Source organism: Planosporangium thailandense (assembly GCF_011947195.1).
Taxonomy (GTDB): Bacteria; Actinomycetota; Actinomycetes; order Mycobacteriales; family Micromonosporaceae; genus Planosporangium; species Planosporangium thailandense.
In genome coordinates this window covers 135,814-161,195 of sequence record NZ_JAATVY010000013.1, presented here as the reverse complement: position 1 = coordinate 161,195, position 25,382 = coordinate 135,814, and the positions used below count along the sequence as shown (strand labels likewise).

Genomic DNA, 25,382 nt, shown 5'->3' with positions numbered 1-25,382 from the left:
GCTCGTCGACATCCCCGAACGACCCGGCGGCTGTGTGGCCCGCCGCCGCGAGGCCTACTACTCGGCCATCGCCGCCCGCGGCGACCTGCGCACCCGCCTGGAGATGACCAGCCAGCTGGGCATGCCCGTCGCGCACTCCGCCTGACGGAACCCGCCGGCGCCCGCTGCGCCGGCGGTCCGCGACGGCGATCCCGACGGCGTGAAAAAAGTCGGCCAAATGCTCAGGTGCCACACCCGAGCGCCGATAGGACAGTCAGACCGGGCCATGGACGGACCGGCTACGAGACTCAACTCAAGGAGGAAAACCCGTGAGTCTTCGCATCAACACCAACATTGCTGCGATGAACGCCTACCGCAACCTGGGGCAGACCGACAAGTCGATGCAGAACTCGCTGCAGCGCCTGTCGTCCGGTCTCCGGATCAACAAGGCGGCCGACGACGCGGCCGGCCTGGCGATCAGCCAGGGCCTGCAGTCGCAGATCGGCGGCCTGCAGGTGGCGGCGCGTAACGCCCAGGACGGCGTCAACATCGTTCAGATCGCCGACGGCGCCCTGAACGAGACCGAGTCGATCCTGCAGCGCATGCGGGACCTCGCGGTCCAGGCCTCCAACGGCGGTTCGCAGGACACCACCGCCCAGGCGGCGGCCGACACCGAGTTCCAGCAGCTCAACCAGGAGCTGGACCGGATCTCGCAGACCACCAAGTTCGGCAGCCAGGCGCTGCTGAGCGGCTCGTACACCGGTGTGTTCCAGGTGGACTCGGGCGCTGGCACGGGCTCGACCATCGGCGTCGACCTGACCAGCTCCGGCGCGCTCAGCGGTCTGACCGCGGCGTCCTCCACCGCCACGGCGATCACCGGCTTCGACTCCACTGGTCTGGGGACCTCGGGCCTGAGCCTGACGAGCACCACCGGTGCCATCTCCGCCATCGACCAGCTGGACACGGCCATCCAGAACGTGTCCACGGTCCGGGCGACCCTGGGTGCTTACCAGAACCGGTTCGAGCACACGATCAACAACATCAACGTGGCGATCGAGAACCTGTCCGCGTCGAAGTCGGCCATCACCGACACCGACATGGCCCAGGAGATGACGAACTTCACGAAGATGCAGATCCTGCAGCAGGCCGGTACGGCGATGCTCTCGCAGGCCAACTCGGCCAGCCAGAGCGTGCTGAAGCTCCTTGGCTGATCGAGCTAACTGAACAACAACTTCACATCCGTCAGGGGTGGTCAGCGGGACCGCTGACCACCCCTGACGGGCATCTACGCACGAAACCGTACGCGCAGTCGGGAGGAAGGGAGCAGCATGACATCCGGTGTCGGGCCCATCGACGGCCTCATCAGCGGCATGAACACGTCGCAGGTCATCGCCCAGCTCATGCAACTCGCGGCACAGCCACAGGCGAACCTGAAGAAGCAGGTCTCCCAGGAGAACCTGGTCATCTCGGCGTACCAGACGGTCAACACCAAGATGTCCACGCTGATGACCGCGGCACAGGCGTTCACTCCCCCGAACTCGCTGACCCCGGTCAACCCGACCTGGCAGGCGGTCAAGGCGACCTCGTCGGACACGTCGGTGACCGCCACGGCGACGACCGGCGCGACCGCCGGCAGCTTCACGTTCGACGTGACCTCACTGGCCAAGGCGCAGGTGACCACCGCGAGCGTATCCTCGTCCGGACCGGTGACCACCGGTTCCGGCCTGGATGTCACGGCCGCCGGCAAAACGACCCATCTCGACATCACCGACGACACCGCCGATGGCGTGGCCAAAGCGATCAACGCGGCGAAGCTCGGCGTGACCGCGTCCGTCGTCACGACCACGTCGGGCACGGTCCTGCAGTTCAGCGGCAACAGCACCGGAGCGGCGAACTCCTTCAGCATCGCCGGGCTCGCTTCGGCCACGACGAACATCACCGCGGCCTCCGACGCGACGATCGTCGTCGGCAGCGGGACCGCTGGCGCGTATGCCATCTCCAGCCCCACCAACACCTTCGGCAACGTGCTCCCGAACGTCACGCTGACCGTGTCGAAGCTCACGACCGGTGCGACCGTGGACGTGACCAGCGACCAGGACGCGGTCGCCGACAAGATGCAGGCCCTGGTCGACGCCGCCAACGCCGCGCTCGCCCAGATCAACCAGTACACCTCGTACAACGCGAGCACCAAGACCGGCGGGCCGCTGACCGGCGACTTCACCGTCCGGCAGTTGCAGGGCAAAATCCTGTCCGCGGTCAGCAACGGTCTGTCCGGCTACGGCAGCTACAAGCAGTTCGGCGTCGAGCTCACCAAGGACGGCACGCTGACCTTCGACCGCGACAAGTTCCTCGTCGCGTACAACGCCGACCCGTCGGCGGTGCAGAACGCGGTGTCGACCGGCCTGGCCAAGACCATGAACAGCATCGCCGACGGTGCGACGCACTACGGCACCGGCACCCTGACCACCGCGATCCAGTCCGGCCAGAACCAGATCACCGAGCTCAACAAGCGGATCAGCGACTGGGACACCCGCCTGGCGGTCCAGCAGAAGGCGCTGCAGACGCAGTTCGCCAACATGGAGACCGCGCTCGGCACCCTGAAGAACCAGTCCACCTGGCTGGCTGGCCAGATCGCCGGCCTGCCGACGGCGGGCGGCTGAGGAACCTGATGACGAATCCCGCACTTCGCGCCCGCTACCTGGCCCAGTCGGTCACCACGGCCTCCCCGGGACAGCTCCTGGTGATGCTGTACGACCGGCTCGTGGTCGACCTGGCTCAGGCGGAGGAGGCGCTGCGCGCCGGTGACCGGCAGACCGGCTCGGCGCGGCTGATGCACGCCCAGGACATCGTCGCCGAGCTTCGCGGCAGTCTGGACGTCACCGCATGGGACGGTGCGGCCGGCCTCTCGCAGCTCTACGGGTTCCTGCTCACGGAACTGATCAAGGCGAACGTACGGGGTGACGCCGACGTGGCCGCCACCTGCCGTGCCCTGGTCGAGCCGCTACGCGACGCGTGGCGGGAAGCCCTGCTGGCCACGCAGTCCGAAGGTGCGGCCGCCTCAGCGGGGGGTTCCGCCCCGGCCCGGGTCGCGTGACCGCCGTGGCCCGTGAATGGCGCGACGCCTGGACCGCCGCTCTGGACGCGCTCGAGGCCGACGTGACCCGGGTGGAGGCGATGCTCGCGGACGACCACCGCGCACGTGACCTCCCCGTCGTCGACCCGTGGTCGCCGCCGGCCGGGATCGGCCCGCTCCCGCTCGACCTGCGCCCCCGCGCGGACGAGATCCTCAGCCGGCAGCTCGCCGCCGCGCAGGCCCTGGCGCTCGCGATGACGGCCAACCGCCGCCAGCTCGAGATGATGTCCCGCATCGAATCCGGCGAGGCGCCCCGCCGGCCGGCCTACCTCGACTGCGCCATCTGACTACTCGCGCCATCTGACTTGCCGCGCCATCTGACTTATCGTGCGGAGTCGCCCGATGTCCGAATTGGGTAGTTCTCAGAATCGGCCCGAAACTGCCGATACGAACGACGTGAGCCGACTTCCTGTCTCCGTCATCGTCACCGCCAGCGGCAGCGTCAACGACTTCCGCGCGTGCCTGGAATCCCTGCGCCCCACCCTCGGCCTCCGCGACGAGGTCGTCTGCGTCCTGCCGGCCCACCGGGCCGACCTGCGCGACCTGCTCCGCGGCAAGACCTGGCTCACCGTGCTCGACGACGACTCCGGTGACCAGACGGCCCGCTGGTCGGCGGGGGTCTCCGCGACGCGCCACCCGATCGTCGTGCTGCTCGACGGTGACGTCGTGCTCTCCGCGCACTGGCTCGACCCGGTCCTCGACGCGCTGGGCGACCCGGCGGTCGTCGCCGCCGGTCCCCGCTGCCACCTCAGCCTCGGCCCCCAGCACGCCACGGTGCCGAAGGAGTCGGCGGCGAACGTGCCGGCTTTCAAGGCGTACGCCCGGAACTGGCGCCAGGAGAACGCCGGCAGGTTCACCGATGTGGACCGGCTCGGGCCGGTCTGCGTCGCGATTCGCCGGGACGCGCTGGAGCGGGCCGGCGGACCGACCGCGGACCTCCCGTACGACCGACTGCGCGACCAGGGCCGGCTGGTGATCGCCCACGGTGCGCTGGTCGCCCACGTCGGCACCGAGCAGTGCACGCTGCAGCCGCCCGCCATCGCCGACGACGCCCCGCTCGTGTCCGCCTGCATGATCGTCAAGGACGAGGAGGACGTCCTCGCCGAGTCGCTGACCGCGATGTGGGAGTTCGTCGACGAGATCGTCGTCTACGACACCGGCTCCACCGACCGGACCCGCGACATCGCCCGCGAGCACGGCGCCACGGTGATCGAGGGCTACTGGAACGACCACTTCGGCGACGCCCGCAACCGCTCGCTGGCGCACTGCACCGGCAAGTGGATCCTGGGCATCGACGCGGACGAGGTCATCACCGGCGACGCTGCCGCCGCGCGGGAGTGGCTGGCCACCGCGCGCGCCGACCGGTCCGCCTTCGTGATCGGGGTGCAGAGCATCACCGGGCACGGCACCAGCGTGTACGGGCGGCAGTTGTCGCCCCGGTTCTTCCGGCGCAACCGGGTGACCTACTCCGGCCGCATCCACGAGCAGGTGGTCAACCCCGTCAGCGGGAACCCGCTCGTCGGCCCGGAGCTGCCCGGCGTGGACATCGTCCACTCCGGATACACGATCCTGCGCTCCACGGTGAAGAACAAGGGTGAGCGCAACGTGCGACTGTCCCAGCTTGCGGTGGAGGACCAGAAGGACGGCGCGTGGGCCGTGGTCAACCTGGCCCGCTCGCAGTTGTTGGCCGGCCAGGTCGACGCGACGATCGAGACCTGCAAGAAGGGGCTGGAGAACAACCCGCGCGAGCACCACAGGCACCTCCTGCGGCCGCTGATCGAGGCGTACCTGGGATCGGGCCGGATCGCGGAGGCCCGGAGCGCGGTCGCCCAGCTCCGCGAGGCGGGCGGCTCGCCGGCGGCCGCGGACGACCTGGAGGCGCGGCTGTGCATCCTGGACGGCGACTTCGCCGGCGCGCTCGACCTCGTCACCGCGATCCCGGCAACCGCGTTGGACGACATGATGATCGCCGTCGACGACAGCCGGACCGCCGAGATCGAGATTCTGGCCCTGTCCGGCTTGGAGCGCCACCACGAGGCGGCGGACCGGATCCGGGACTGCGTCCGCAAGGGCCGATTGCCGGTAGCCATACCGAAAATGGCGGAGATCCTCACAGCCGACGGCTCCGGTATCGAGGAGCTGGCCACGCTGCTCCCCCGCCACGCCCTGCGCAGCCTGCTGCTCGCCGCCAGCGACGTCCCCACGGACCTCGCCGACCGGGTGTACGAGACGCTGTGGCAGGAGCATCGGGCCCCGATGATCCTCGCCAGCGCGGCCCGGCTGGGCGAGCGGCTGCCCGTCATGCGCGCCATGGAGTGGTCGGCCCGGCTGCGCCAGTACGGGTTCGCGGCGCACTGCACGCTTCTGGCGTTGGCGGCAAGCCCGGCCCGGGCCCCGCGTGACCGGGTGCTGGCCGCGGCGATCGCCGTCGAACTGTTCTCGGAAGAGCGCGCGATGCCCCTGCTGGAGGAGGCGCTCGACGCGGTGCCGGACGCCGAGAACGGGCCGGTGCTCGACGATCTCCGGCGGCTGGCCCCGACGATCGCGGCGGCCATCGAACCGGCGAGCGTCGCCTGAGCCGACGCCCGCACCCGTTCGGCAACCGGCAAACCCGCCATTGGCAACCGCAAACCGGTTCAAGCCGTACGCCGGCTGCCGATGAGACGTATGAGCACGGAGCGCTCGCCTGAGTCGCCATGGATCGGCGATGAGTTTGCTGTCGCCGAAGGGAGCTGCCTCCGATGCTGGACGACGTCACGTCGGTCGCGCTACAAACCGCCCTTTCCGGGCTCAGTCTGAGACAACGCGTCATAGCCGACAACATCGCAAACATCGAGACCCCGAACTTCCACGCCCGCAAGGTCTCCTTCGAGAAGGCCCTGGGCGCTGCGGTAGCCAATGGGGACAACCCGGCAGACGTGACGCCGGAGATCTCGACATCGCTCGAGCCGACCCGTACCGACGGCAACAACGTCAACCTCGACGAGGAGACGGTGTCGAGCATCGACACCGGCCTGCGGTACCAGCTGGCGCTCAACGCGATGAACAGCAAGTTCGGTCTGCTGGGCACCGTCATCAAGGGAAGTGCGTGACATGGCCCTCCCGACCTTCGGCGCGATCGGCATCGCCGGTACCGGCCTGACCGTGTACCGCAAGTGGCTCGACGCGATCTCCGACAACATCTCGAACATGAACGACGCGAGCCCCACCAGCGGGCCCGCGTTCCAGGCCCGCTACGTGCTGGCGCAGGCCCAGGTCGACCCCAACACCGGCGACGGAGCCGGCGTCGCGGTCGGCGGCACGGTGCTGAGCGGGAACGCTCAGGGCCGCGAGGTGTACGAGCCGACCAACCCGCTGGCCGACGCCAACGGCATGGTCCGATACCCGGACATCGATCTCGGTAGCCAGATGGCCCAGATGATCATGGCCCAGCGCGGCTACCAGGCCAACCTCGCCGTCGTCGACCGGGCGAAGACCGCCTACGAGGCCGCTCTCCAGCTTGGGAAGAACTCATGAGCATCGACCCGATCGGCGCGATCAACGGCGCCCTGCCGGCACTCCCGGCGCTCCCCACGCTCGACACGCCTGCGACGGCGCCGGCGACGGCACCGACGACCGGATCCGGCGTCGACTTCGGCGCCGCGCTCAGCAACGGTCTGGAGCGGTTGCAGCAGGTGCAGACCAACGCGGACAACCTCGCCGTGCAGGCGGCCGACGGCACCCTCGCGGACCCGGCCCAGTACATGATCGCCAGTACCCAGGCGTCGCTGGCCACCCAGCTGACCGTCGCCGTGCGTAACAAGGCCGTCGACGCGTTCAACGAGATCATGAGGATGCAGGCCTGATGCGCGACCGGATCACCGCCGTGCTGCGCCGGGTCGTCGACACCTTCCAGTCCTTCACCCCCGGCCAGAAGGCCATGAGCGTATTCGCGGTGCTCGCCCTGACCGTCGGCGGCTACTTCTTCGCCACCTGGGCCGCGCAGCCGACGTACGCTCCCCTGTTCTCCAACCTGGCACCCGCCGACGCGAGCTCGATCGTCGACAAGCTCACCGCCGACGGGGTGCCGTACCAGCTGACCAACGGCGGCCAGACCATCATGGTCCCGCAGGACCAGGTGTACGCCGAGCGCATCAAGCTCAGCGGCGCCGGCCTGCCCGCGCAGTCCGACACCGGGTACGCGCTGCTGGACAAGCAGGGCGTCACCACCAGCGACTTCATGCAGCAGGTCAACTACCAGCGGGCCCTCGAAGGCGAGCTGAACAAGACGATCAAGTCCATGGCCGGCGTGCAGAACGCCGCCGTGCACCTGGCGATCCCGGCCAAGGACGTCTTCGCCGACAGCCAGCAGAAGCCGACCGCGTCGGTGCTGGTCCAGACGGCGCCGAGCGCGAAGCTGAGCTCGGCGCAGGCGCAGGCGATCGTCCACCTCGTCGCGGCGAGCGTACCGGGGCTGGACTCCAACGGGGTCACCCTGGTCGGCGCGGACGGCCACGTGCTGTCCACCGACGACAGTGCCGGCACGGACGGCGCCACGGACTCCCGTACCCAGCAGACCCTGGCGTTCGAGCAGCGCATGACCACGTCGCTGCAGCAGATGCTCGACCAGGTCGTCGGCCCGGGCCACTCGGCCGTCAAGGTCACCGCCGACCTCGACTACGACCAGACCCAGACCACCACCCAGCAGTACATCTCCAACCCGAGCACGCCGCCGCTGGCGGAGAGCCACAAGACCGAGGTGTACACCGGCAGCGGCGCCGCGGGCGCGGGCGTCCTCGGCCCGGACAACATCCAGGTGCCCACCGGCGTCAACCCGTCAAGCGGGTACTCGTCGTCCACCGACACCCGCAACAACGCGGTCGGCATGATGACCGAGGTCCGCAAGTCCGCACCGGGCTCGGTCCGCAAGCTGTCGGTGGCGGTCATGCTCGACAGCGCCACCGCCAACGCCGGCAACCAGGGCCAGATCCAGCAGTTGGTGTCGTCCGCGGTCGGGCTCGACACCACCCGCGGTGACTCCATCGCGGTGTCGGCGCTGCCGTTCGACAAGTCGGTGGCCAACCAGAACGCCAAGGCGCTCGCCGACGCGAACAAGGCCCAACAGCAGGCCCAGCTGTACTCGATGCTCAAGACCGGCGGCATCGTCGCCGCGATCGTGCTCCTCCTCGTCATCGCGTGGTGGCGGTCCCGGCGCCGCAACAAGGGCCTGCGGTCCCTGCAGGCCGAGATCGCGCGCGCCAACGAGGAGCGGCTGGAGCTCGAGCTGGCCGAGGCCCGGGCGGCCCTCGAGGCCGACGGCGGCCTGGACGCGCGGCTGGCGATCGCACCGAGCGGCCCCGACGACGACGTCGTCGTCGCGGAGCGTGAGGCGCGCCAGCAGGAGATCACCGCCCTGGTGGAGCACCAGCCCGAAGAGGTCGCGATGGTGCTGCGCGGCTGGCTCGCCGATCGGAGGAGCTGACCGTGGCAACGGATACCGCTACCAGCCTGACTGGCCTCCGGAAGGCCGCGATCACGCTCGTGCAGATGGGCAAGGAGCAGTCGGCGAAGGTGCTGTCCCAGCTGCGCCCGGCCGAGGTCGAGGAGATCAGCGCCGAGATCATGCGGCTCGGCACGATCGACGCGGAGACCGCCGACACGGTGCTCGCCGAATTCCAGAACATGGCGCTGGCCAACAGGTACGCCCACCAGGGCGGCGTCCAGTTCGCCAAAGAGGTGCTGGAGGCCACCCTCGGCAAGGAAGCCGCCGAGGCGCTGGTCGAGCGACTGTCGGCGTCCTTCGTGGAGATGCCGTTCAGCTTCCTGCAGAAGGCGGACCCGCGCCAGGTGCTGTCGTTCGTCCAGGACGAGCACCCGCAGACCATCGCGCTGGTCCTCGCGCACATGCCGGCCACGATCGCGTCGCAGATCCTCTCCGGCCTCGCCGGCGAGCTGCAGGCCGACGTCGCCCACCGCATCGCGGTCATGGACCGCACCTCGCCGGACATCATCCGGCAGGTCGAGGAGACCCTGGAGCGCAAGCTCTCGTCGGTGCTGCAGCCCAGCGACCTGTCCACCGTCGGTGGCCTGCAACCGCTGGTCGACATCATCAACCGCTCCGACCGCGCCACCGAGCGGCTCATCATGGAGGGCCTGGCCGCCCGCGATCCCGCGCTGGCCGAAGAGGTCCGTTCCAAGATGTTCGTCTTCGAGGACATCACGACCCTCGACGACCGGGCCGTCCAGCTCGTGCTGCGCCAGGTGGAGACCGCCGACCTCGCGACCGCTCTCAAGGGCGTCGGCGAGGACGTACGCGAGAAGGTCACGCGCAACCTGTCCGAGCGCGCCGCCGAGAACCTGATCGAAGAGATCGACCTGCTCGGCGCGGTACGGCTGCGCCAGGTCGAGGAGGCCCAGGCCAAGATCGTCCAGGTCATCCGCGCGCTCGAGGAGTCCGGCCAGATCATGATCAGGCGGGGTGACGATGACGAGTTCGTGGCCTGAGACGGTCGTGCGCGGCCAGCGCGCGGTGACCGCCGCCCGGTTCGACGTCGACCTGCGCGAGCAGCCCACCCTGCCCACCGAGGTGGCCAGCCGGCTGCGCGCGGAGGCGCACGCCGCCGGGTACGCCGCCGGCTGGGCGCAGGGCCGCCAGCAGGCCGAACTGATCGCCGAGGCCGTCCGCAGAGAGATCGCGGCGGAGGCGCGGGACGCGGCTGAGGCCCAGTCCGCTCGGGTCGAGCAGGCGCTGATCGCGATCAGCCGGGCGGTGGCCGACCTGGAACAGCGGATGGTGCCCGTCGTCGACCACCTGGAGAACCTCGTCGTCGAGACCGCGTTCATCCTCGCCGAGGCCGTCCTCGGGCGGGAGCTGACCTGCGCCGAACAGCCCGGCCGGGACGCCCTGGCCAGGGCGCTCGCGCTGGCGCCGACCGGCTGTCCGGTCACGGTACGCCTGCACCCGACCGATCACGAGACGGTGACCGGCGGACAACCGGGCCCTGTCGAAATAGAAGGGCGCACTGTCACCCTTCTGGCCGATCCGGGCCTCCAGCCGGGGGACGCGGTGGCCGAGTGCGACGCGACCACGATCGACGCCCGCATCGCGCCGGCGCTCGCCCGGGCACGGGAGGTACTGGGACTGTGACCGTCACCGTAACTCTGCCGAACGCAGCTCCGCCGAACGCAGCTCTGCCGAACGCAGCTCTGCCGGATTCGCTGCGGCAGCGGCTCGACGCCGCCGTCGCCGCCGCCCGGCCCCTCGCCTACGGTGAGGTCAGCAGGGTGCTGGGCCTCTCGGTAGCCGTCCGCGGCATTCCGGGCCGGGTCGGCGACCTGCTGTCCATCACCGCCGGCGCCGGGGTCGTGCCGGCGGAGGTCGTCGCGGTGAACGGCGACGAGCTGACCTGCCTGCCGCTGGGCGTCCTCGACGGCATCGGCGCCGGCAGTCCGGTCGTATCCACCGGCGGCCCGCTGCGGATCGCCGTCGGCGACCAGCTTCGCGGACGCGTACTCGACGGGCTCGGCCGCCCGATGGACGGTGGCCCGTCGCTGTGCGGCGGCGAGGTCGTCGGCGTCGAGCAGCCCGCACCGAACGCGCTTGCCCGCGGGCGCGTCACCGAACCCCTTTCACTGGGCGTACGCGCGCTCGACACCCTCGTGCCGGCCGGCCGTGGCCAGCGGATGGGCATCTTCGCCGGCTCCGGCGTCGGCAAGTCCAGCCTGCTATCGATGATCACCCGCGGTACCGACGCCGAGATCAGCGTGATCGCGCTGGTCGGCGAGCGTGGCCGCGAGGTACGCGAGTTCCTGGAGAACGACCTCGGCCCCGAGGGCCTGGCCCGCTCGGTGGTCGTGGTCGCCACCTCCGACCAGCCCCCGCTGGTGCGCCTGCGGGCCTGCTTCGTAGCCACCCGCATCGCCGAGTGGTTCCGCGACCAGGGCAGGGACGTGCTGCTGCTGATGGACAGCCTCACCCGCGCGGCGATGGCGCAGCGCGAGGTCGGCCTGTCCGTCGGCGAGCCGCCGGCCACCCGGGGGTACCCGCCGTCGGTCTTCGCCCTGCTCCCCCGGCTGCTGGAGCGCGCCGGGCCGGGCGAGGTCGGCAGCATCACCGGCCTGTACACCGTGCTCGTCGAGGGCGACGACCACAACGAGCCGATCGCGGACTCGGCCAGGTCCATCCTGGACGGTCACGTGGTCCTCGACCGCCGGCTCGCGACCGCCGGCCACTTCCCCAGCATCGACGTCCTGGAGTCCATCTCCCGGGTGTCGGGTGCGGTCACCAGCCGGGAACAGCGCGCCGCCGCCACCGAGCTGCGCAGCCTGCTCGCCGCCCACCGCGACGTCCGCGAGCTGGTCGAGATCGGCGCGTATCTGCCGGGTACCAACCCGGACGCCGACCGGGCCCGCGAGCTGATGCCCGCGATCAACGCGTTCCTGCGCCAGGACCTCGACGAGCGGTGCCCCGCCGACCGGTCGTGGAGCGCGCTCACCAACCTGCTGGCCGGTGGTGACGCATGAGAGGCTTCCGGTTGTCCAGCGTGCTGCGCGCCCGGCGGGCACAGGAGAACTCCGCGCGCGGCCGGCTGCTGCTCGCCCGCCAGGAGGCGGCGGAGGCCGCGGAGCGGGTACGCCGGATGGACGAGGCGATCGCCGCGCGTCCCCGGCCCGACTCGGCCAGCGGCGTGGCCTTCGCGGCCACCATGTGGGCCCGCCACGCGATGGCCTTCGAACTGTCCATGGCGGTCACCGCGGCCGCCGATGCGAACGCCACTGTGGACGAGCGTGCCGCCGACCTGACGGCGGCCGCCACCCGCCGCCGCATCGTCGAACGGCTCGGCGAGCGTCACGCCGAAGCCGAGCGGGTGGCCGAGAACACCGCGGCGCAGTTGGAGGCAGACGATCTCACCGCTGCCCGCCACCGCGGAGAGGACCACACGCGATGAGCTTCGTCGACGTCTCCGACCGCATCCAGCAGATCCGGTCCCAGCTCGGCCTCGACGCGCCGACCACTGCCGCGACCACCAGCGCGACCACCACGGCGGCCGGCACCACGGCGAGCGGCGCCCTGTTCGCCAGCGCGCTCGACTCCGCCCAGTCCGGCTGGCTGGGTGGGCTGAGCGCCAGCGGCGGCATGACCGGTGACGCGGTCGTCGCCGACGCCCGCCGTTACCTGGGCATCCCGTACGTGTACGGCAGCAACGACCCCGCCAAGGGGCTCGACTGTTCGGGGCTGGTGCAGAAGGTCTACGGCGACCTGGGCATCAAGCTGCCCCGCGTCGCCGCCGACCAGGCGAAGGTCGGCCAGCCCGTCGCCAGCCTCGCGCAGGCCCAGCCCGGGGATCTGCTCGCGTTCGGCTCCCCCGTACATCACATCGCGATCTACATCGGCGGCGGCAAGATGATCGCCGCCCCGCAGACCGGCGACGTGGTCAAGGTCCAGGACGTGTACGAGACGCCGACGGCGATCCGGCGCATCCTGCCCGACTCCGCGCCCGCCATCCTGCCGGCCCTGCGCCCGGCAGCGCTCACCGCCGGGATGTCGCTGTCGGCGGCGTCTCTGTCGGCCGTGTCGTCGTCGGGCGCGGGCGCGCTGGCCGGCGTGCCGTACGCCGACATCTTCACGACCACGGCCAACCGGTACGGGCTTCCGCCGACTCTGCTCGCCGCCGTGGCGAAGGTCGAATCCGGGTACAACCCGAGCGCGGTCAGCCCGGCCGGCGCGCAGGGGCTGATGCAGCTCATGCCGTCCACCGCCCGCGGCCTCGGAGTGGACCCGCTCGACCCGACCCAGGCCGTCGACGGCGCCGCCCGGCTGCTGTCGAACAACCTGCGCCAGTTCGGCTCGGTGCCGTTGGCGCTGGCCGCCTACAACGCGGGCGGCGGTGCGGTGCGCCGGTACGGCGGCATCCCTCCGTTCGCGGAGACCCAGGCTTACGTACCCAAGGTGCAGGCGGCGATGGCCGCCCTGCAAGGAATGGGGTCCTCATGACGGTTCTCCCCGTGTACGCTCCGGCGACGCCGCCCCGCGTGCGTAGCGGCAGCGACCAGTCGAACGGACCGGACAGCTTCGGCGCGGTCCTGTCCACACTGGTCGGAGGCGACGCCGACCGTACCGGCGACCGGGTTGTCGGTCCGGCGGCCGGCACTCGGTCCGCCGACGGTGCGACCGCCGACGACGGCGCCGGCAGCGACCGGATCTCCGACAGCCGGCACGCTGCCCGTAGAGCGGGCCGGGCCCGTGTCGCCGACGACGACGCCGACGACAAGGCCACGGACGGCGCTTGCGCCGCAGCGGATGCCACCGCCGAAGTCACGGCGGCCGCCGCCACGGTCGCCACCGCGAGCCCGGTGGGGACCGCGACGTCCGGCGACACCGCGAACGACGCGCACAGCGTGGCCGGTGCGTCCGGAGTGTCCGGCGTGGACGGTGCTGGCCAGGCCGCGGGGGTGACCCCGGGCACCGCGCCATCCGACGGTCAGCCGCCGGCGGCGGTCGCGCCGGCGACAACCGACCCGGGCGGCACGGCAGCCGAGACCGGCGTTGCCGTCCCGTCCGGCCACACCACTCAGGTCGGCATCCCGGGCCGGGCCGGTGATGCCGCTCAGGCTGTCGTCCCGGGTCAGGCCGGTACCGGCGGTCAGCCCGCCACTGCCGATCAGACCACCGTTGCCGGTCAGACGGTGACCACGGCCACGTCACCGGCGACCACGGCCGCTCCGGCGGCTGCCGTCACCGTGCAGACCGGCGGCGCGCCGACCGGCGGCGCGCCGACCGGCGACACCGCGACCGGGCAGACCACATCGCCGACGGGTTCGACATCGACCGCCGCCGCACCGGCGGCGCAGCCGACCGGCGACACCACCACCGGTTCCACCACGACGCGGCCGGCGCAGCCGGCGGGCGTACGGCCGGCTCCCGGCGCTGCGGCGGCCGGCAGGGCCACCGGTACCCCGTCGACGACCGCCGCACCGAACCCCGGCGCTTCGGCGCAGCAGCCCGCGACCGTCGGGCCGGACGGCTCGGCCGGCTCGGCCGGCGCCGGTGCGGCGGACCGCCACCGCTCCGGCGACGACGCCGGCACCGCGCCGACACCGGGCGCCCCGTCCGATGGCGCCGGGTATCCGGCGGCCGCGGCGACCGTCGCACCCACCCCGACCCCGGCGCTCGCGCCGGCCGCCGGTACCGGTGCTGCCGCGCCGGCCACCCCGGCGGCGCACGCCGCCCAACTGGCCCAGGTCCTCGTACCCCTGCATAAGGGGCCGGACGGCGTACATCGTTTGACAATCCACCTCAACCCGGTGGATCTCGGGCCGATCAGTGTGACAGCAGAAGTTCGCGGCGGTGACATTCACGTGCACTTCGCCGGCGCGACCGACGCCGCCCGGGAGGCGCTGCGCGCGGCACTTCCCGAGCTACGCAAGGAGCTGCAGGGGTCCGGCTTCGGATCCAGCTCGCTGGACGTGTCGCACGGCGCGCCCGACCGTGGCGCGTCAGGCCATGGCGGCGCGGCGGGTCAGCAGGCCCGCGGGCACCAGCCCGGTACCCGTACCGACGCCAGGCCCGAGGAGCGCCCGCAGCGCTACCGGAGCCCGGTGGGCGTACGCGCCCCGCGCCTCGGCCGTACCGGCCTCGACCTGCACGTGTAAAGGAGCTAGTTCCATGACCAGCCCGATCACCGACATCGTCAACGCCAGCGGGGCGGGGTCGTCGACGTCCACGTCCACCGCCAAGGCGAACAACGAGCTGGGCAAGGACGACTTCATGAAGCTGCTCGTCGCCCAGCTGCGCTATCAGGACCCCAGCAGCCCGGCGGACCCGAGCGCCTTCATGGCGCAGACCGCCCAGTTCACCATGCTCGAAAAGCTGACCAACCTGGAGACCGCGCAGCAGCAGCTGGTCACCGCGCAGCTCCAGTTCGGCGCGAGCAACCTAATCGGCAAGACCGTCACGTACGTCGACGCCGACGGCAAGGATGCGACCGGTGTCGTCTCCGCAGCCACGTTCACGGGCAGCAACCCGACCGTCAAGGTCGGGAACACGGATGTACCGCTGTCCTCCGTCAAGGAAGTCCGCAACGGCAGCACGGCCGGCTGACGCCGGCCGAAAGCAGCACGCCGGCGCACCGCAACACGCCGGCCCACCGCAGCACGCCGGCTGACCGGCGCACCCTTACCGAGGAAGGCACCATGCTCCGTTCCCTGTTCAGTGGCATCACCGGCCTCCGCGCCCACCAGACGATGATGGACGTGACGGGCAACAACATCGCCAACGTCAACACCGCCGGCTACAAGGCCTCGCAGTCGGTGTTCGAGGACACCCTCAGCCAGATGCTCACCGCGGCCGGCGCGCCCCAGAACGGCAAGGCCGGCACCAACCCGGCCCAGGTCGGCCTGGGCGTGCGGGTCGCCGCCGTCAACACCAACTTCAACCAGGGCGCGCCGCAGAACACCGGGCGCAGCACCGACCTGATGATCAACGGCGACGGCTTCTTCGTGGTCCGCAACGGCGGCGAGAACCTGTACACCCGCGCCGGCTCGTTCTCCTTCGACGCCAACGGCGTCCTGGGCAACGCTGACGGCGGGGTCGTGCAGGGCTGGATGGCCGGCCCCGGTGGCGTCCTCAACACCAACGCCACCCCGACCGACGTGAAGCTCGCCGTCGGCACGCTGCTGCCGCCGACCGAGACCACGAAGATGACGGTCGCCGGCAACCTGCCGGCCGACAGCACGACCGCCACCACGACGCCGATCACGATGTCGGAGACCGTCTTCGACCCGCAGGGCAACAAGATCAGCCTGACCCTGTCGTTCACGAAGGTGGACCCGACGCACTGGGACGTGACCGCCTCCGACGGCACGACGACGACCACGGCGACGAACCTCGCCTTCAACGCGGACGGCAGCGGCCCGGCGACGCCCAGCACCATCTCCTTCGCCGCCGGTGCGCTCAGCGGCATCACCATCGACCTGTCCGGCGTCACCAGCTTCGCCGGCTCGACGACCGCGGGCATCCAGAGCCAGAACGGCTCCGCGCTGGGCGAGCTGCAGTCGTTCACGATCTCGCCGGACGGCACCCTCATCGGCGTGTTCTCCAACGGCAACAAGCAGGCCCTCGCGCAGATCGCCATGGCGAGCTTCAACAACCCGCCCGGCCTGGAGAAGGCCGGCGGCTCGATGTACCGCTCGACGGTCAACTCCGGTATCCCCCAGCTCGGCACGGCCGGCTCCGGCGGCCGGGGCGGCCTGCAGGGCGGCTCGCTGGAGATGTCCAACGTGGACCTGGCCCAGGAGTTCACCAACCTGATCATCGCCCAGCGCGGTTTCCAGGCGAACTCGAAGGTCATCACGACCTCGGACCAGCTGCTCAACGACCTGGTGAACATGAAGCAGTAGCGGTGAGTACGCGGGGGTGGTGGACCGGCTGTCCGTCATCCGGTTCGCCACCCCTGAGCCGCATCAGCCGACAAAACCTCAGCCTCAGCCGTAAACCGCCGATATGGGAGGCGGACCCAAGGACGGGTCCGCAGACCGTACGCGCCCGGCCATGAGCCTGGCCTCGACGGTCACCCGACAACGCTCCAAGGACGGCCACCGTGATACTCCTGACGCGCCTGAACGGCCCGGTCTTCGCGCTCAACCCAGACCTGGTCGAGCGGGCCGACTCCACCCCCGACACCGTCATCACCCTGGTGGACGGCACCAAGTACGTCGTGGGCGAGTCGCTGGCCGAGGTCGTCGCGCTGATCAGGCGGTACCGGGCCTCGGTGGTCGCCGACGCCCAGCAGATGGTCACCCAGCCCGCCGAGGCGCGCCACGACGCCGGAGCCCACGACGTACCGCACACCGGCCCCGACGCCGAGGACCCCGGCAGCACCGGGGGCACGGTCGTCCCGCTTCACCGCAGGGAGCGCTGATGGATCCGGCAAGCCTGATCGGCCTCGGCGTAGCCTTCGGCGCCATCTTGCTGTCCATGACCCTTGAGGGCACTCCGCTCTCGCACATCCTGCTGCCCGCCCCGCTCATCCTGGTCTTCGCCGGAACCATCGGCGTCGGCATGGCCGGCGGCCTGTTCCGCGACGCCACCGGGGCGGTCAATCAGATCAAGCGGGCCCTGCTCGCCAAGCCCGGCAAGCCGGACGAACTGGTCGAGACGATGGTCAAGCTCGCCGAGAAGGCGCGCCGGGAAGGTCTGCTGGCGCTCGAGGACGCGATGCGCGACGTCACCGATCCGTTCCTCAAGCGCGGCCTGCAGCTTGCGATCGACGGCACCGACTCCGAGGAGCTCCGCGAGATCCTCGAAGGCGAGGTCGACGCCAAGCGCAAGGCGGACAAGGCCGCCGCGAAGATCTTCGCCGACATGGGCGGGTACGCCCCGACGATCGGCATCATCGGCACCGTCGTCGGCCTGGTCCATGTGCTGTCCAACCTCAGCCAGCCGGCGACCCTCGGCGAGCTCATCGCGGCCGCGTTCGTCGCGACGCTGTGGGGCATCCTGAGCGCCAACGTCATCTGGCTGCCCATAAACAACCGGCTCAAGCGCCTCTCCGAGGTGGAGTGCGCCCAGATGGATCTGGTGATCGCCGGGATCATCAACATCCAGGCCGGCGCCAACCCGCGCCTGGTCGCCCAGAAGCTGCGCAGCATGATGCCGCCGGGCGCCGAACCCAAGAAGAAGGCGGCCTGATGGACGCCTGGTCGCGGCGCCGCTCCCCGCACCGTGGGAGGGCGCCGATATGAGCAACCACAAGGCCGGCCACGGCAAGCGGCGCGGCGGCGGGCACGAGGAGGAGGAGCACGTCAACCACGAGCGGTGGCTCGTCACGTACGGCGACATGCTCACCCTGCTCATGGTGCTCTTCGTGGTCCTGTTCGCGATGAGCCAGATCGACATGAAGAAGTTCACCGCGCTGCGCGACGGCCTGGCCAAGGGGTTCGGCGCGCCGGCGGTCATGTCGGGCACCAACAACTCCGTCCAGACCGACGGGGGTTCGGGCAACGCCATCGACGTCGCCGCCGGCGTCGGCCAACTGCAGGACCAGCCTCAGACTCAGGACCCTGCGCTGCAGAAGGCGGTACAGGACGCCGACCGGGCCCGCCAGCAGCGCATGCAGGCCGACGCGCAGCAGGAGGCCAGCAACCTCGAAGCGATCAAGAAGAAGATCCAGGACGCCGCCGCCAAACAGGGCGTGCAGAACTCGTTGGGCTTCGCGATCGACGAGCGCGGGCTGGTCGTCACCATCGTCACCAGCGACGTGGTGTTCGCCGGCGACCGCGCCGACCTGCTGCCGGCCGGCCAGCGCATCCTCGACGCGGTGGCGCCGGCGCTGGTGTCGCTGCCCAACCACATCGAGGTGGACGGGCACACCAACCAGTTGCCGGTGCCGACGAAGTACTACCCCAGCGCCTGGGAGCTGTCGACGGCCCGCGCCTCGGACGTGGTGCGGTACCTGATCAACCACGGCCACCTGAGCGCGGACCGGATGTCGGCGGCGGGCTTCGCCGGCGAACGGCCGCTGTACCCGCCCAGCGACCCGAGGGCGCCCACGCTCAACCGGCGCGTCGACATCGTCGTGCTGTCCACGCTGCCGCCCGCGGAGCGGGCGCTGCTGCCCTCGACCGTCAAAGCCGAGTGACCGGCCGCTACCTCAAGGAATGATCATGGCTAAGGAAGAGAAGGCCGCCGCCGAAGAGGCGGAGCCGAAGAAGAATTCGAAGAAGAAGCTCATCATCATCCTCGCCGCGGTGGTCGTGCTGCTCGGTGGCGGCGCTGGCGGGTACTTCGCGTTCTTCAGCGGGCCGAGCACACCGCCGCCGCCGAAGCCGGGCAAGGTCGTATCGCTGGACGCGATCACCCTCAACCTGGCCGACGGGCACTTCCTGAAGTTGAAGCTGTCCCTGCAGGCGACCACCACCGCCAAGGAGGACCCCGACGGCAGCAAGGCGCTGGACATCGCCATCTCCGAGTTCAGCAACCGGGCGGTCGCCGAACTGTCCTCCAACGCCGCCCGCGACAAGGCCAAGGCCCAGCTGCGCGAGAAAATCAACAAGGCGTACGAGGGCGAGGTCATGGACGTGTACTTCACCGAGTTCGTGATGCAGTAGCGGCTCATGACCCGTAGGCGACTGACCCGTTAGGGCACGTCCGGTCACCGGCTACCGGACATCACCCAATCACCCGACACGGTTTTCTCAACCCGGCGGTCGGCCGGCCGATGGATTCGACGTGACCCAGACGTCGTCCCTGGCCGGCCAGACCCGTACCGCTGGCCGCATCAACCGCCGGTCCAAAGGCGCCGGTCCGGAGCCGTACGACTTCCGGCGCCCCACCAAGCTGTCGCGCGAGCACATCCGTACGCTCCAGATCGCGTACGAGACCTTCGCGCGCCAGTTCACCACCATCCTGACGACCAGTCTCCGCGCGGTCTCGCAGGTCACCCTGCTGTCGATCGAGCAGTTCACGTACGACGAGTACATCGCGTCGCTGGCGAGCCCGACGATCATCGCGAAGGTCAGCATGGAACCGCTGCCCGGCACCGCGATCGTCGAGTTCTCGCTGTCGATCGCGATGACCTCCATCGACCACCTGCTCGGCGGCTCCGGCGGCCCCCAGCCCGAGCGTCCGCTGACCGACATCGAGACACCGCTCCTGCAGAGCCTGTTCAGTCGGGTACTGGGCGAGCTGCGCTACGCGTTCGAGGGCATCGCGTCGATCCGCCCCCAGCTGGCGGGCATCGAGTACAACCCGCAGTTCGTACAGGCCGGTGGCGCCTCCGACCCGGTGATCGTCGCGTCGTTCGAGATGCGCGTGGGCGCCGAGGAGTGCGTCGCGACCGTGTGCCTGCCGCTCGGCATGATCTTCCCGAAGCTGCAGGGCGACCGCACCGACGTCCAGCTCAGCCCGGCGCAGCGCGCCGCACGCGAAGCGGCCCACCGCAACCTCGTCGCCGGCCTGGAGAGCGTCCCGCTCGACGTGGCCGTGCGCTTCCAACCGATGCACATGCGGCCCGAGGAGCTCATCAGCCTCCGGCCCGGTGACGTCGTCACACTCAACCACCCGGCGACGCAGCCGCTCGCGGTCACCGCCGCCGGGATCACGTTCGCCCACGCCGTACCCGGCAGCCAGGGATCCCGCCTGGCCTGCCTCGTCGTGGCACCCGCCAAGGAGGAAGACCGCTGATGACCGCTCCCACCGCTACTTCGCAGGATCTCGGCCGGGCGCTCGCGGCGGCCGAGGCCGCGGTGGCCCTGCTTCCCGCCAGCAGCCCGCTGTCGACCGCCACGCCCACTCAGGACACCAGCGAGATCACGCTCGAGGGCCAGGTCATCCGCGCCCGCTTCGCCGGCGCGGCGCAGGGCGAGATCCTCGTCATGGTCGCGCAGGACCTGGTCGACGCGCTCGGCGACACCCCGCTCGGCTCGCTGGACGTCACCCAGGCGGTGCGTCCGGCCATCGAAGCGGCCGCCGGTACGCTCGGCCCGGTCGTCGTCGACCCGGGCAACGTCACCGACACCGCCGACGCGCTCGCCTCGCTCGTCGCCGAAGGCGGCGTGCTCGTGCCGCTGACCGACGGCACCGACGTGCGCGGCGTGGTCGGCCTGCTGGTCAAGGTCGACGCGGCAGCGGCGGTGAACCCGGCCACGCCGTCGACCCCGTCCGCATCGTCCACGCAGGACCCATCGGCCGCCGCGCCGCGTACCGGTCTCGACCTGCTCCACGACGTGGAGATGGAGGTCACCGCGGAGCTCGGCCGTACCCGCATGAGCGTGCGTGAACTGCTCTCGCTCAACCCCGGCAACGTCGTCGAGCTCGACCGCGCCGCCGGCGCGCCAGCCGACCTGCTCGTCAACGGCAGGCTCATCGCCCGCGGCGAGGTCGTCGTGATCGACGAGAACTTCGGCATCCGGATCACCGAGATCATCTCCCCGTCCGAGCAGCGATCCTAGGGGAAGACCGTGATCGAGCTGACCATCCGGATCATCTTCTCGCTGCTCGTCGTCGTCGCCCTGATGTGGGGCATCGCCAAGCTCGCCCGCAAGCCGCTGGGCATCCGCCGCGGCAACGGGCTGATCGAGGTACTCGGCCGCCAGCAGCTCAGCCGCGGCGCCTCGGTCGCGGTGGTGCGTGTGGCGGACAAGGCGATGGTGCTCGGCGTGACCGACGGGCGGGTCAGCCTGATCTCCGAGGCCGATCTCCAGGCGATCGAGGAGTACCAGCCGGAGCCGCAGGTCAAGCGCGAACCGCTGGCCGTGGAATCGCTGGTCGGAGGGTCGCTCGACTCCCCCATCGGCGCGGCGGTCACCGCCCGCCGCAGCGCGCTCGGCGGATCCCTGCTGTCATCCGAAACCTGGAAACAGACCCTGCACTTCATGCGCGAACGGACGGGACACAAGCCGTGAAGCACCGGATCCGCCTGGCCCTCGCCACCGCCGGCGTCGCCGCCGCCGTAGTGGTCGGTACGCCCGGCACCGCCGCGGCCGCGTACGCCCCTGTCGCATTCGTCCCCGCCGCAACCGCGCCTGTCGCGCTCTCCCCCGCGGCCTTCCCGCCGGTCACCGCGCCGGTCGCACCGACCGCCCCCACGGGACCGACGGCACCCGCCGATCCGCAGGGCACGGTCAGCGTCAACGTGGGCAACGGCAAGCCGAGCCAGTCGATCGTCATCCTGCTCGCGCTCACCGTCCTGAGCGTCGCGCCGGCCCTGCTTCTGCTGTGCACCAGCTTCACGAAGATCTTCGTGGTCCTGAGCATCACCCGGAACGCGCTCGGCCTGACCTCGGTGCCACCCAACCAGGTGCTGGCCGGGTTGGCGCTGTTCCTCAGCCTGTTCATCATGGGGCCGGTCATGTCCCAGATGAACCACGACGGAGTGCAGCCCTACCTCAAGGGTGAGAAGACCCAGACGGTGGCGTTCAACGACGGCGTGAAGCCGCTCCGCAACTTCATGCTGGACCACACGCGCAAGGACGAGCTGGCCCTGTTCACCAAGGTCGCCAACAAGCCGATGCCGAAGAACCGCGACTCGGTGCCGCTGTCGACCGTCGTGCCGGCCTTCGCGCTGTCCGAGCTGCGGGCCGCGTTCATCATCGGCTTCGTCATCTACATCCCGTTCCTGGTCATCGACATGATCGTGGCCGCGTCGCTGATGAGCCTGGGCATGATGATGCTGCCCCCGGTCACGGTGTCACTGCCGTTCAAGATGCTGCTCTTCGTCCTCGTCAACGGTTGGGGCCTGATCATCACCGCTCTGGTCGCCAGCTACCACTAGGGGTGAACTCGTGACCGACACCCAGATCATCCACATCGCCCTTCAGACCATGACGGTGGCGGCGGAGCTCGGCGCCCCGGTGCTGCTCACCGCTCTGCTCATCGGCTTCACCATCTCGCTGTTCCAGTCCGCCACCCAGATCCAGGAAGCGACGCTGTCGTTCGTACCGAAGGTGGTCGGGGTCGGGATCGCACTGCTGCTGACCGGTAACTGGATGCTGCACCAGATCGTCTCGTTCACCACGATGCTGTACGCCCAGATTCCAGACCTGGTCAAGGGCGCATGAACCTCGAGCTGCCCCTGGCGGAGCTGACCGCGCTGCTGCTGGCGTCGGTACGGGCCGCCGCGTGGCTGGTCGTCTCGCCGCCGTTCAACTCCCGGACGATCCCGTCGGCGCTCAAGGCGCTGCTGTCGGTGGCCATCGCGCTGCCCGTGGTGCCCACCCTGGTCGGCAAGGTGCCGCAGCTCGACACCGCCGAGATGGTGGTCAGCCTGGCCGAGCAGGTGGTACTCGGGGCCGCGCTCGGCTTCCTGACCTCGCTGCTGTTCTCCGCGGTGCAGGCGGCCGGCAACCTGATCGACCTGTTCGGCGGCTTCTCCGTGGCGTTCGCGTTCGACCCGCTGGACGCCAGCGGCAGCACCGGCAACGGTGTCTTCGGCCGCTTCTACAACGTCACTGCGATCACGCTGCTGTTCGCGACCGGCGCCCACCAGCTCGTCCTGCGCGGCTTCACCATGTCGTACAAGGCCCTGCCCCTCGACGGGGCGATGTCGCTGCACAACCTCCAGCACCTGCTGACCAACGGCCTGGTCGAGATGTTCATGGCGGCGCTGCAGATCGCCGGGCCACTGATCGCCGTACTGTTCTGCGCCGACATCGGGCTGGGGCTGCTGTCGCGCGTCGCGCCGGCGCTGAACGCGTTCGCGCTCGGCTTCCCGGTGAAGATCCTGCTGACCCTCGGCGGGGCGGGCCTGGCGATGACCATGCTCCCGCAGGCCGTCAGCACCGTCGTGGACAAGGCCGTCACCGCGGTGATGCAGGCGATCGGGTCATGAGCAGCGAGAAGACCGAGAAGCCCACCGAGAAGCGCAAGCGGGAAGCGCGCAAGGAGGGGCGCATCCCGCGTACCCCCGACCTCGGCTCCTGGGGCGGGCTGCTCGTCGCGAGCATGCTGCTGCCGATGGCCGTCCGGGGCACCATGCAGACCGCCGAGAAGCTGCTCTACCAGTCGGTCGCCGTCATCGGCGACCCGGACCCGACCAAGGCGATGAAGCTCATGGGTACCGGGCTGCAGGCGGTGGCGACCACCGCCGCGCCGCTCGTACTCGGCATCATGGCGACCGGGATCGTCGCCGCGGCAGCCCAGGGCGGCATCCGCCCTGCCATGAAGCGCCTCAAGCCCAACTTCTCCCGGTTCAACCCGCTGTCCGGGATCAAGCAGACGTTCGGTCCGCGTTCCTGGTGGGAAGCTGCCAAGGCGCTGATCAAGACCGCCGTTCTAGGGATCATGCTGTACGTGCAGCTGAGCAAGATGCTGCCCAACCTGGTCACGGTCGGCTCGGTACCGCTGCCCACCCTGGTCAATCTGATCGCCGGTACGGTGCTGTCCCTGGTACGGACCGCGGCCGCGGCCGGCCTCGTCATGGCGGTCGCGGACTACGCGGTGGCCCGCCGGCGCATCGGCAAGCAGCTCAAGATGACCAGGCACGAGGTCAAGCAGGAGCACAAGCAGCAGGAAGGCGACCCGCTCCTCAAGGGCGCCATCCGCTCGCGCCAGATGGCGATGAGTCGTCAGCGGATGATGAGCGATCTGGTCAAGGCCGACGTCGTACTGGTCAACCCCACCCACGTCGCGGTCGCGCTGCGCTACGACCCGAGCAGGGGCGCACCCCGGGTGGTGGCGAAAGGCGCGGGAGTCGTGGCGGCGCGCATCCGCGCCGTCGCCGCCGAGAAGCGCATCCCGATGGTCCAGGACGTGCCGCTGGCGCGGGCCCTTTACAAGGCGTGCGACCTGGGCAGCGAGATTCCGCCGGACCTGTACGCCGCGGTCGCGCAGGTGCTGGCTTTCGTGATGACGCTCAAGGCCCGCGGTTCGGCCGCAGGTATCCATCGGACTCCCGCCCTCACCCGGTGACAGCCACCGTGCCGCGCGCTGGCCGATGTGTAGGTACCACTGCGCGGGTAGCGGATCGCCTGGGGCGCCTCGCTGAGCGGGTACGCCCCGTCGACGACCGCGTGACGTCGTCGGTGACGACGGTCGGCGGCAAAATTGAGTGGCGGCTGCGAAACGGCGACCAGCAGCATGAGGGGATGCCGGCGCATTCACATATCGCTCGCGTCACCGCCGGGCGTTCCGGTAGTGGTGTCAGTGGTTTCAGCGGTTTCAGCGGTTTCAGTGGTTTCAGTGGTTTCAGTGGTTTCAGCGGTGTCAGTGGCGTCGGCGGTGTCAGCCGTGGCCCTCATGGCTGATCCACAGCGTCCCGCGGCACCCACCTTCGTGGTCCGCGCGGCTCGTGACGACGACTGGCCGCAGATTTGGCCGATCATCCATGACGTCATCACCGAGCAGCAGACGTTCGCCTATGACCCGGCGATGAGCGAGCACGACGCCAAGCGAAGCTGGCTGCTGCCCGCACCGGCAAGAGTGGTCGTCGCCGCCAGCGACAACCTGGTGCTCGGTACGGCGAACATGTACGCCAACCGGCCCGGGCCCGGCAGCCATGTAGCGTCCGGCAGCCTGATGGTCGCCAGGCAGGCACGAGGCAAAGGCGTGGGGCGGGCGCTCGCCACAGACATGATCAGCTGGGCGCGACGAAGCGGATTCGCGGCGATCCAATTCAACGCCGTTGTCGATACGAACTCGGCCGCGGTCCTCCTCTACGAGAGCCTCGGCTTCAGCACAGTTGGCAGAGCCCCTGGCGCCTTCCGCCACCCCACGCTCGGGTGCGTCGACCTCCGCATCATGTGGCTCGACCTGCACAATCCAACAAGCGCCGGCAGGTGACCCGACCAATCGACC

Annotated in this window: 30 protein-coding genes; all 30 read left to right on the top strand. The window is 70.3% G+C overall.

The genetic code is table 11. The features are described from left to right. Positions 1-308: 308 nt before the first annotated feature. The 30 genes from HC031_RS34435 to HC031_RS18910 all read left to right on the top strand — a co-directional run bounded on the left by HC031_RS34435 (position 309) and on the right by HC031_RS18910 (position 25,367). A complete protein-coding gene (locus HC031_RS34435) occupies positions 309-1,190 on the top strand; it encodes a flagellin N-terminal helical domain-containing protein (RefSeq protein WP_167926698.1) in 882 nt (293 codons plus the stop codon). Positions 1,191-1,307: 117 nt separating this feature from the next. After that, the gene (gene fliD / locus HC031_RS19050) at positions 1,308-2,639 is read left to right on the top strand and encodes a flagellar filament capping protein FliD (RefSeq protein ID WP_167926697.1); all 1,332 of its coding nucleotides are present in this window, start codon (positions 1,308-1,310) and stop codon (positions 2,637-2,639) included. 8 nt (positions 2,640-2,647) lie between these two features. Further along, positions 2,648-3,073, top strand: a complete 426-nt coding sequence (fliS, locus tag HC031_RS19045; protein WP_167926695.1) for a flagellar export chaperone FliS — start codon at positions 2,648-2,650, stop codon at positions 3,071-3,073. Between the two features lie 5 nt (positions 3,074-3,078). Continuing rightward, entirely contained in the window at positions 3,079-3,399 is a 321-nt protein-coding gene (locus HC031_RS19040) for a hypothetical protein (RefSeq protein WP_167926694.1), read from the top strand. A gap of 109 nt (positions 3,400-3,508) precedes the next feature. Continuing rightward, complete coding sequence (locus HC031_RS19035) at positions 3,509-5,689, top strand: glycosyltransferase (RefSeq protein ID WP_167926693.1); 2,181 nt, start codon at positions 3,509-3,511, stop codon at positions 5,687-5,689. Positions 5,690-5,853: 164 nt separating this feature from the next. After that, complete coding sequence (locus tag HC031_RS19030; protein WP_167926692.1) at positions 5,854-6,204, top strand: flagellar basal body rod protein FlgB; 351 nt, start codon at positions 5,854-5,856, stop codon at positions 6,202-6,204. Between the two features lies 1 nt (position 6,205). Further along, positions 6,206-6,628, top strand: coding sequence for a flagellar basal body rod protein FlgC (locus tag HC031_RS19025; protein WP_167926691.1), 423 nt, complete (start codon positions 6,206-6,208; stop codon positions 6,626-6,628). Beyond that, a complete protein-coding gene (gene fliE / locus HC031_RS19020; RefSeq protein ID WP_167926690.1) occupies positions 6,625-6,957 on the top strand; it encodes a flagellar hook-basal body complex protein FliE in 333 nt (110 codons plus the stop codon). The genes HC031_RS19025 and fliE overlap by 4 nt, the downstream gene beginning before the upstream one ends. Next, positions 6,957-8,573 (top strand): flagellar basal-body MS-ring/collar protein FliF, encoded by a 1,617-nt coding sequence (fliF, locus tag HC031_RS19015; protein WP_167926689.1) that lies wholly within the window; start codon positions 6,957-6,959, stop codon positions 8,571-8,573. The genes fliE and fliF overlap by 1 nt, the downstream gene beginning before the upstream one ends. A gap of 2 nt (positions 8,574-8,575) precedes the next feature. Continuing rightward, on the top strand, positions 8,576-9,595 hold the full coding sequence (fliG, locus tag HC031_RS19010) for a flagellar motor switch protein FliG (protein ID WP_338090735.1): 1,020 nt from the start codon (positions 8,576-8,578) through the stop codon (positions 9,593-9,595). Beyond that, positions 9,576-10,238, top strand: a complete 663-nt coding sequence (locus tag HC031_RS19005) for a FliH/SctL family protein (protein ID WP_205862927.1) — start codon at positions 9,576-9,578, stop codon at positions 10,236-10,238. The genes fliG and HC031_RS19005 overlap by 20 nt, the downstream gene beginning before the upstream one ends. Next, complete coding sequence (locus HC031_RS19000) at positions 10,235-11,614, top strand: FliI/YscN family ATPase (RefSeq protein WP_338090734.1); 1,380 nt, start codon at positions 10,235-10,237, stop codon at positions 11,612-11,614. Before HC031_RS19005 ends, HC031_RS19000 begins: the two co-directional genes overlap by 4 nt. Beyond that, on the top strand, positions 11,611-12,039 hold the full coding sequence (locus HC031_RS18995) for a hypothetical protein (protein ID WP_167926687.1): 429 nt from the start codon (positions 11,611-11,613) through the stop codon (positions 12,037-12,039). The genes HC031_RS19000 and HC031_RS18995 overlap by 4 nt, the downstream gene beginning before the upstream one ends. Continuing rightward, positions 12,036-13,085, top strand: a complete 1,050-nt coding sequence (locus tag HC031_RS18990) for a transglycosylase SLT domain-containing protein (protein WP_167926686.1) — start codon at positions 12,036-12,038, stop codon at positions 13,083-13,085. The genes HC031_RS18995 and HC031_RS18990 overlap by 4 nt, the downstream gene beginning before the upstream one ends. Continuing rightward, complete coding sequence (gene fliK / locus HC031_RS18985) at positions 13,082-14,743, top strand: flagellar hook-length control protein FliK (protein ID WP_167926685.1); 1,662 nt, start codon at positions 13,082-13,084, stop codon at positions 14,741-14,743. The genes HC031_RS18990 and fliK overlap by 4 nt, the downstream gene beginning before the upstream one ends. Positions 14,744-14,756: 13 nt before the next feature. Beyond that, positions 14,757-15,191: a flagellar hook capping FlgD N-terminal domain-containing protein gene (locus tag HC031_RS18980; protein WP_167926683.1), complete on the top strand. Its 435-nt coding sequence runs from the start codon at positions 14,757-14,759 to the stop codon at positions 15,189-15,191. Between the two features lie 92 nt (positions 15,192-15,283). Then, positions 15,284-16,489 carry a flagellar hook protein FlgE gene (locus HC031_RS18975; protein WP_167926682.1) on the top strand — a complete coding sequence of 402 codons (1,206 nt, stop codon included), beginning with the start codon at positions 15,284-15,286 and terminating at the stop codon, positions 16,487-16,489. Positions 16,490-16,689: 200 nt separating this feature from the next. Continuing rightward, on the top strand, positions 16,690-17,010 hold the full coding sequence (locus HC031_RS18970) for a flagellar FlbD family protein (RefSeq protein ID WP_167926681.1): 321 nt from the start codon (positions 16,690-16,692) through the stop codon (positions 17,008-17,010). Further along, entirely contained in the window at positions 17,010-17,780 is a 771-nt protein-coding gene (locus HC031_RS18965) for a motility protein A (RefSeq protein WP_167926680.1), read from the top strand. Before HC031_RS18970 ends, HC031_RS18965 begins: the two co-directional genes overlap by 1 nt. Before the next feature lie 49 nt (positions 17,781-17,829). Further along, positions 17,830-18,729 carry an OmpA/MotB family protein gene (locus HC031_RS18960; protein WP_167926679.1) on the top strand — a complete coding sequence of 300 codons (900 nt, stop codon included), beginning with the start codon at positions 17,830-17,832 and terminating at the stop codon, positions 18,727-18,729. A gap of 25 nt (positions 18,730-18,754) precedes the next feature. Then, entirely contained in the window at positions 18,755-19,198 is a 444-nt protein-coding gene (locus tag HC031_RS18955; RefSeq protein ID WP_167926678.1) for a flagellar basal body-associated FliL family protein, read from the top strand. 121 nt (positions 19,199-19,319) lie between these two features. Continuing rightward, positions 19,320-20,273, top strand: a complete 954-nt coding sequence (locus HC031_RS18950) for a flagellar motor switch protein FliM (RefSeq protein ID WP_338090733.1) — start codon at positions 19,320-19,322, stop codon at positions 20,271-20,273. Further along, on the top strand, positions 20,273-21,040 hold the full coding sequence (gene fliN / locus HC031_RS18945) for a flagellar motor switch protein FliN (RefSeq protein ID WP_167926677.1): 768 nt from the start codon (positions 20,273-20,275) through the stop codon (positions 21,038-21,040). Before HC031_RS18950 ends, fliN begins: the two co-directional genes overlap by 1 nt. Positions 21,041-21,049: 9 nt before the next feature. Beyond that, a complete protein-coding gene (gene fliO, locus HC031_RS18940) occupies positions 21,050-21,493 on the top strand; it encodes a flagellar biosynthetic protein FliO (RefSeq protein ID WP_167926676.1) in 444 nt (147 codons plus the stop codon). Beyond that, positions 21,490-22,362, top strand: coding sequence for a flagellar type III secretion system pore protein FliP (gene fliP / locus HC031_RS18935; RefSeq protein WP_167926675.1), 873 nt, complete (start codon positions 21,490-21,492; stop codon positions 22,360-22,362). The genes fliO and fliP overlap by 4 nt, the downstream gene beginning before the upstream one ends. Positions 22,363-22,372: 10 nt before the next feature. Continuing rightward, complete coding sequence (locus tag HC031_RS18930; RefSeq protein WP_167926674.1) at positions 22,373-22,648, top strand: flagellar biosynthetic protein FliQ; 276 nt, start codon at positions 22,373-22,375, stop codon at positions 22,646-22,648. Beyond that, the gene (locus tag HC031_RS18925; RefSeq protein WP_167926673.1) at positions 22,645-23,418 is read left to right on the top strand and encodes a flagellar biosynthetic protein FliR; all 774 of its coding nucleotides are present in this window, start codon (positions 22,645-22,647) and stop codon (positions 23,416-23,418) included. Before HC031_RS18930 ends, HC031_RS18925 begins: the two co-directional genes overlap by 4 nt. Beyond that, positions 23,415-24,497 (top strand): EscU/YscU/HrcU family type III secretion system export apparatus switch protein, encoded by a 1,083-nt coding sequence (locus tag HC031_RS18920; RefSeq protein ID WP_167926672.1) that lies wholly within the window; start codon positions 23,415-23,417, stop codon positions 24,495-24,497. The genes HC031_RS18925 and HC031_RS18920 overlap by 4 nt, the downstream gene beginning before the upstream one ends. Before the next feature lie 101 nt (positions 24,498-24,598). Beyond that, the gene (locus HC031_RS18915; protein ID WP_167926671.1) at positions 24,599-24,832 is read left to right on the top strand and encodes a hypothetical protein; all 234 of its coding nucleotides are present in this window, start codon (positions 24,599-24,601) and stop codon (positions 24,830-24,832) included. Continuing rightward, complete coding sequence (locus HC031_RS18910) at positions 24,795-25,367, top strand: N-acetyltransferase family protein (RefSeq protein WP_476704273.1); 573 nt, start codon at positions 24,795-24,797, stop codon at positions 25,365-25,367. Before HC031_RS18915 ends, HC031_RS18910 begins: the two co-directional genes overlap by 38 nt. Positions 25,368-25,382 lie beyond the last annotated feature (15 nt).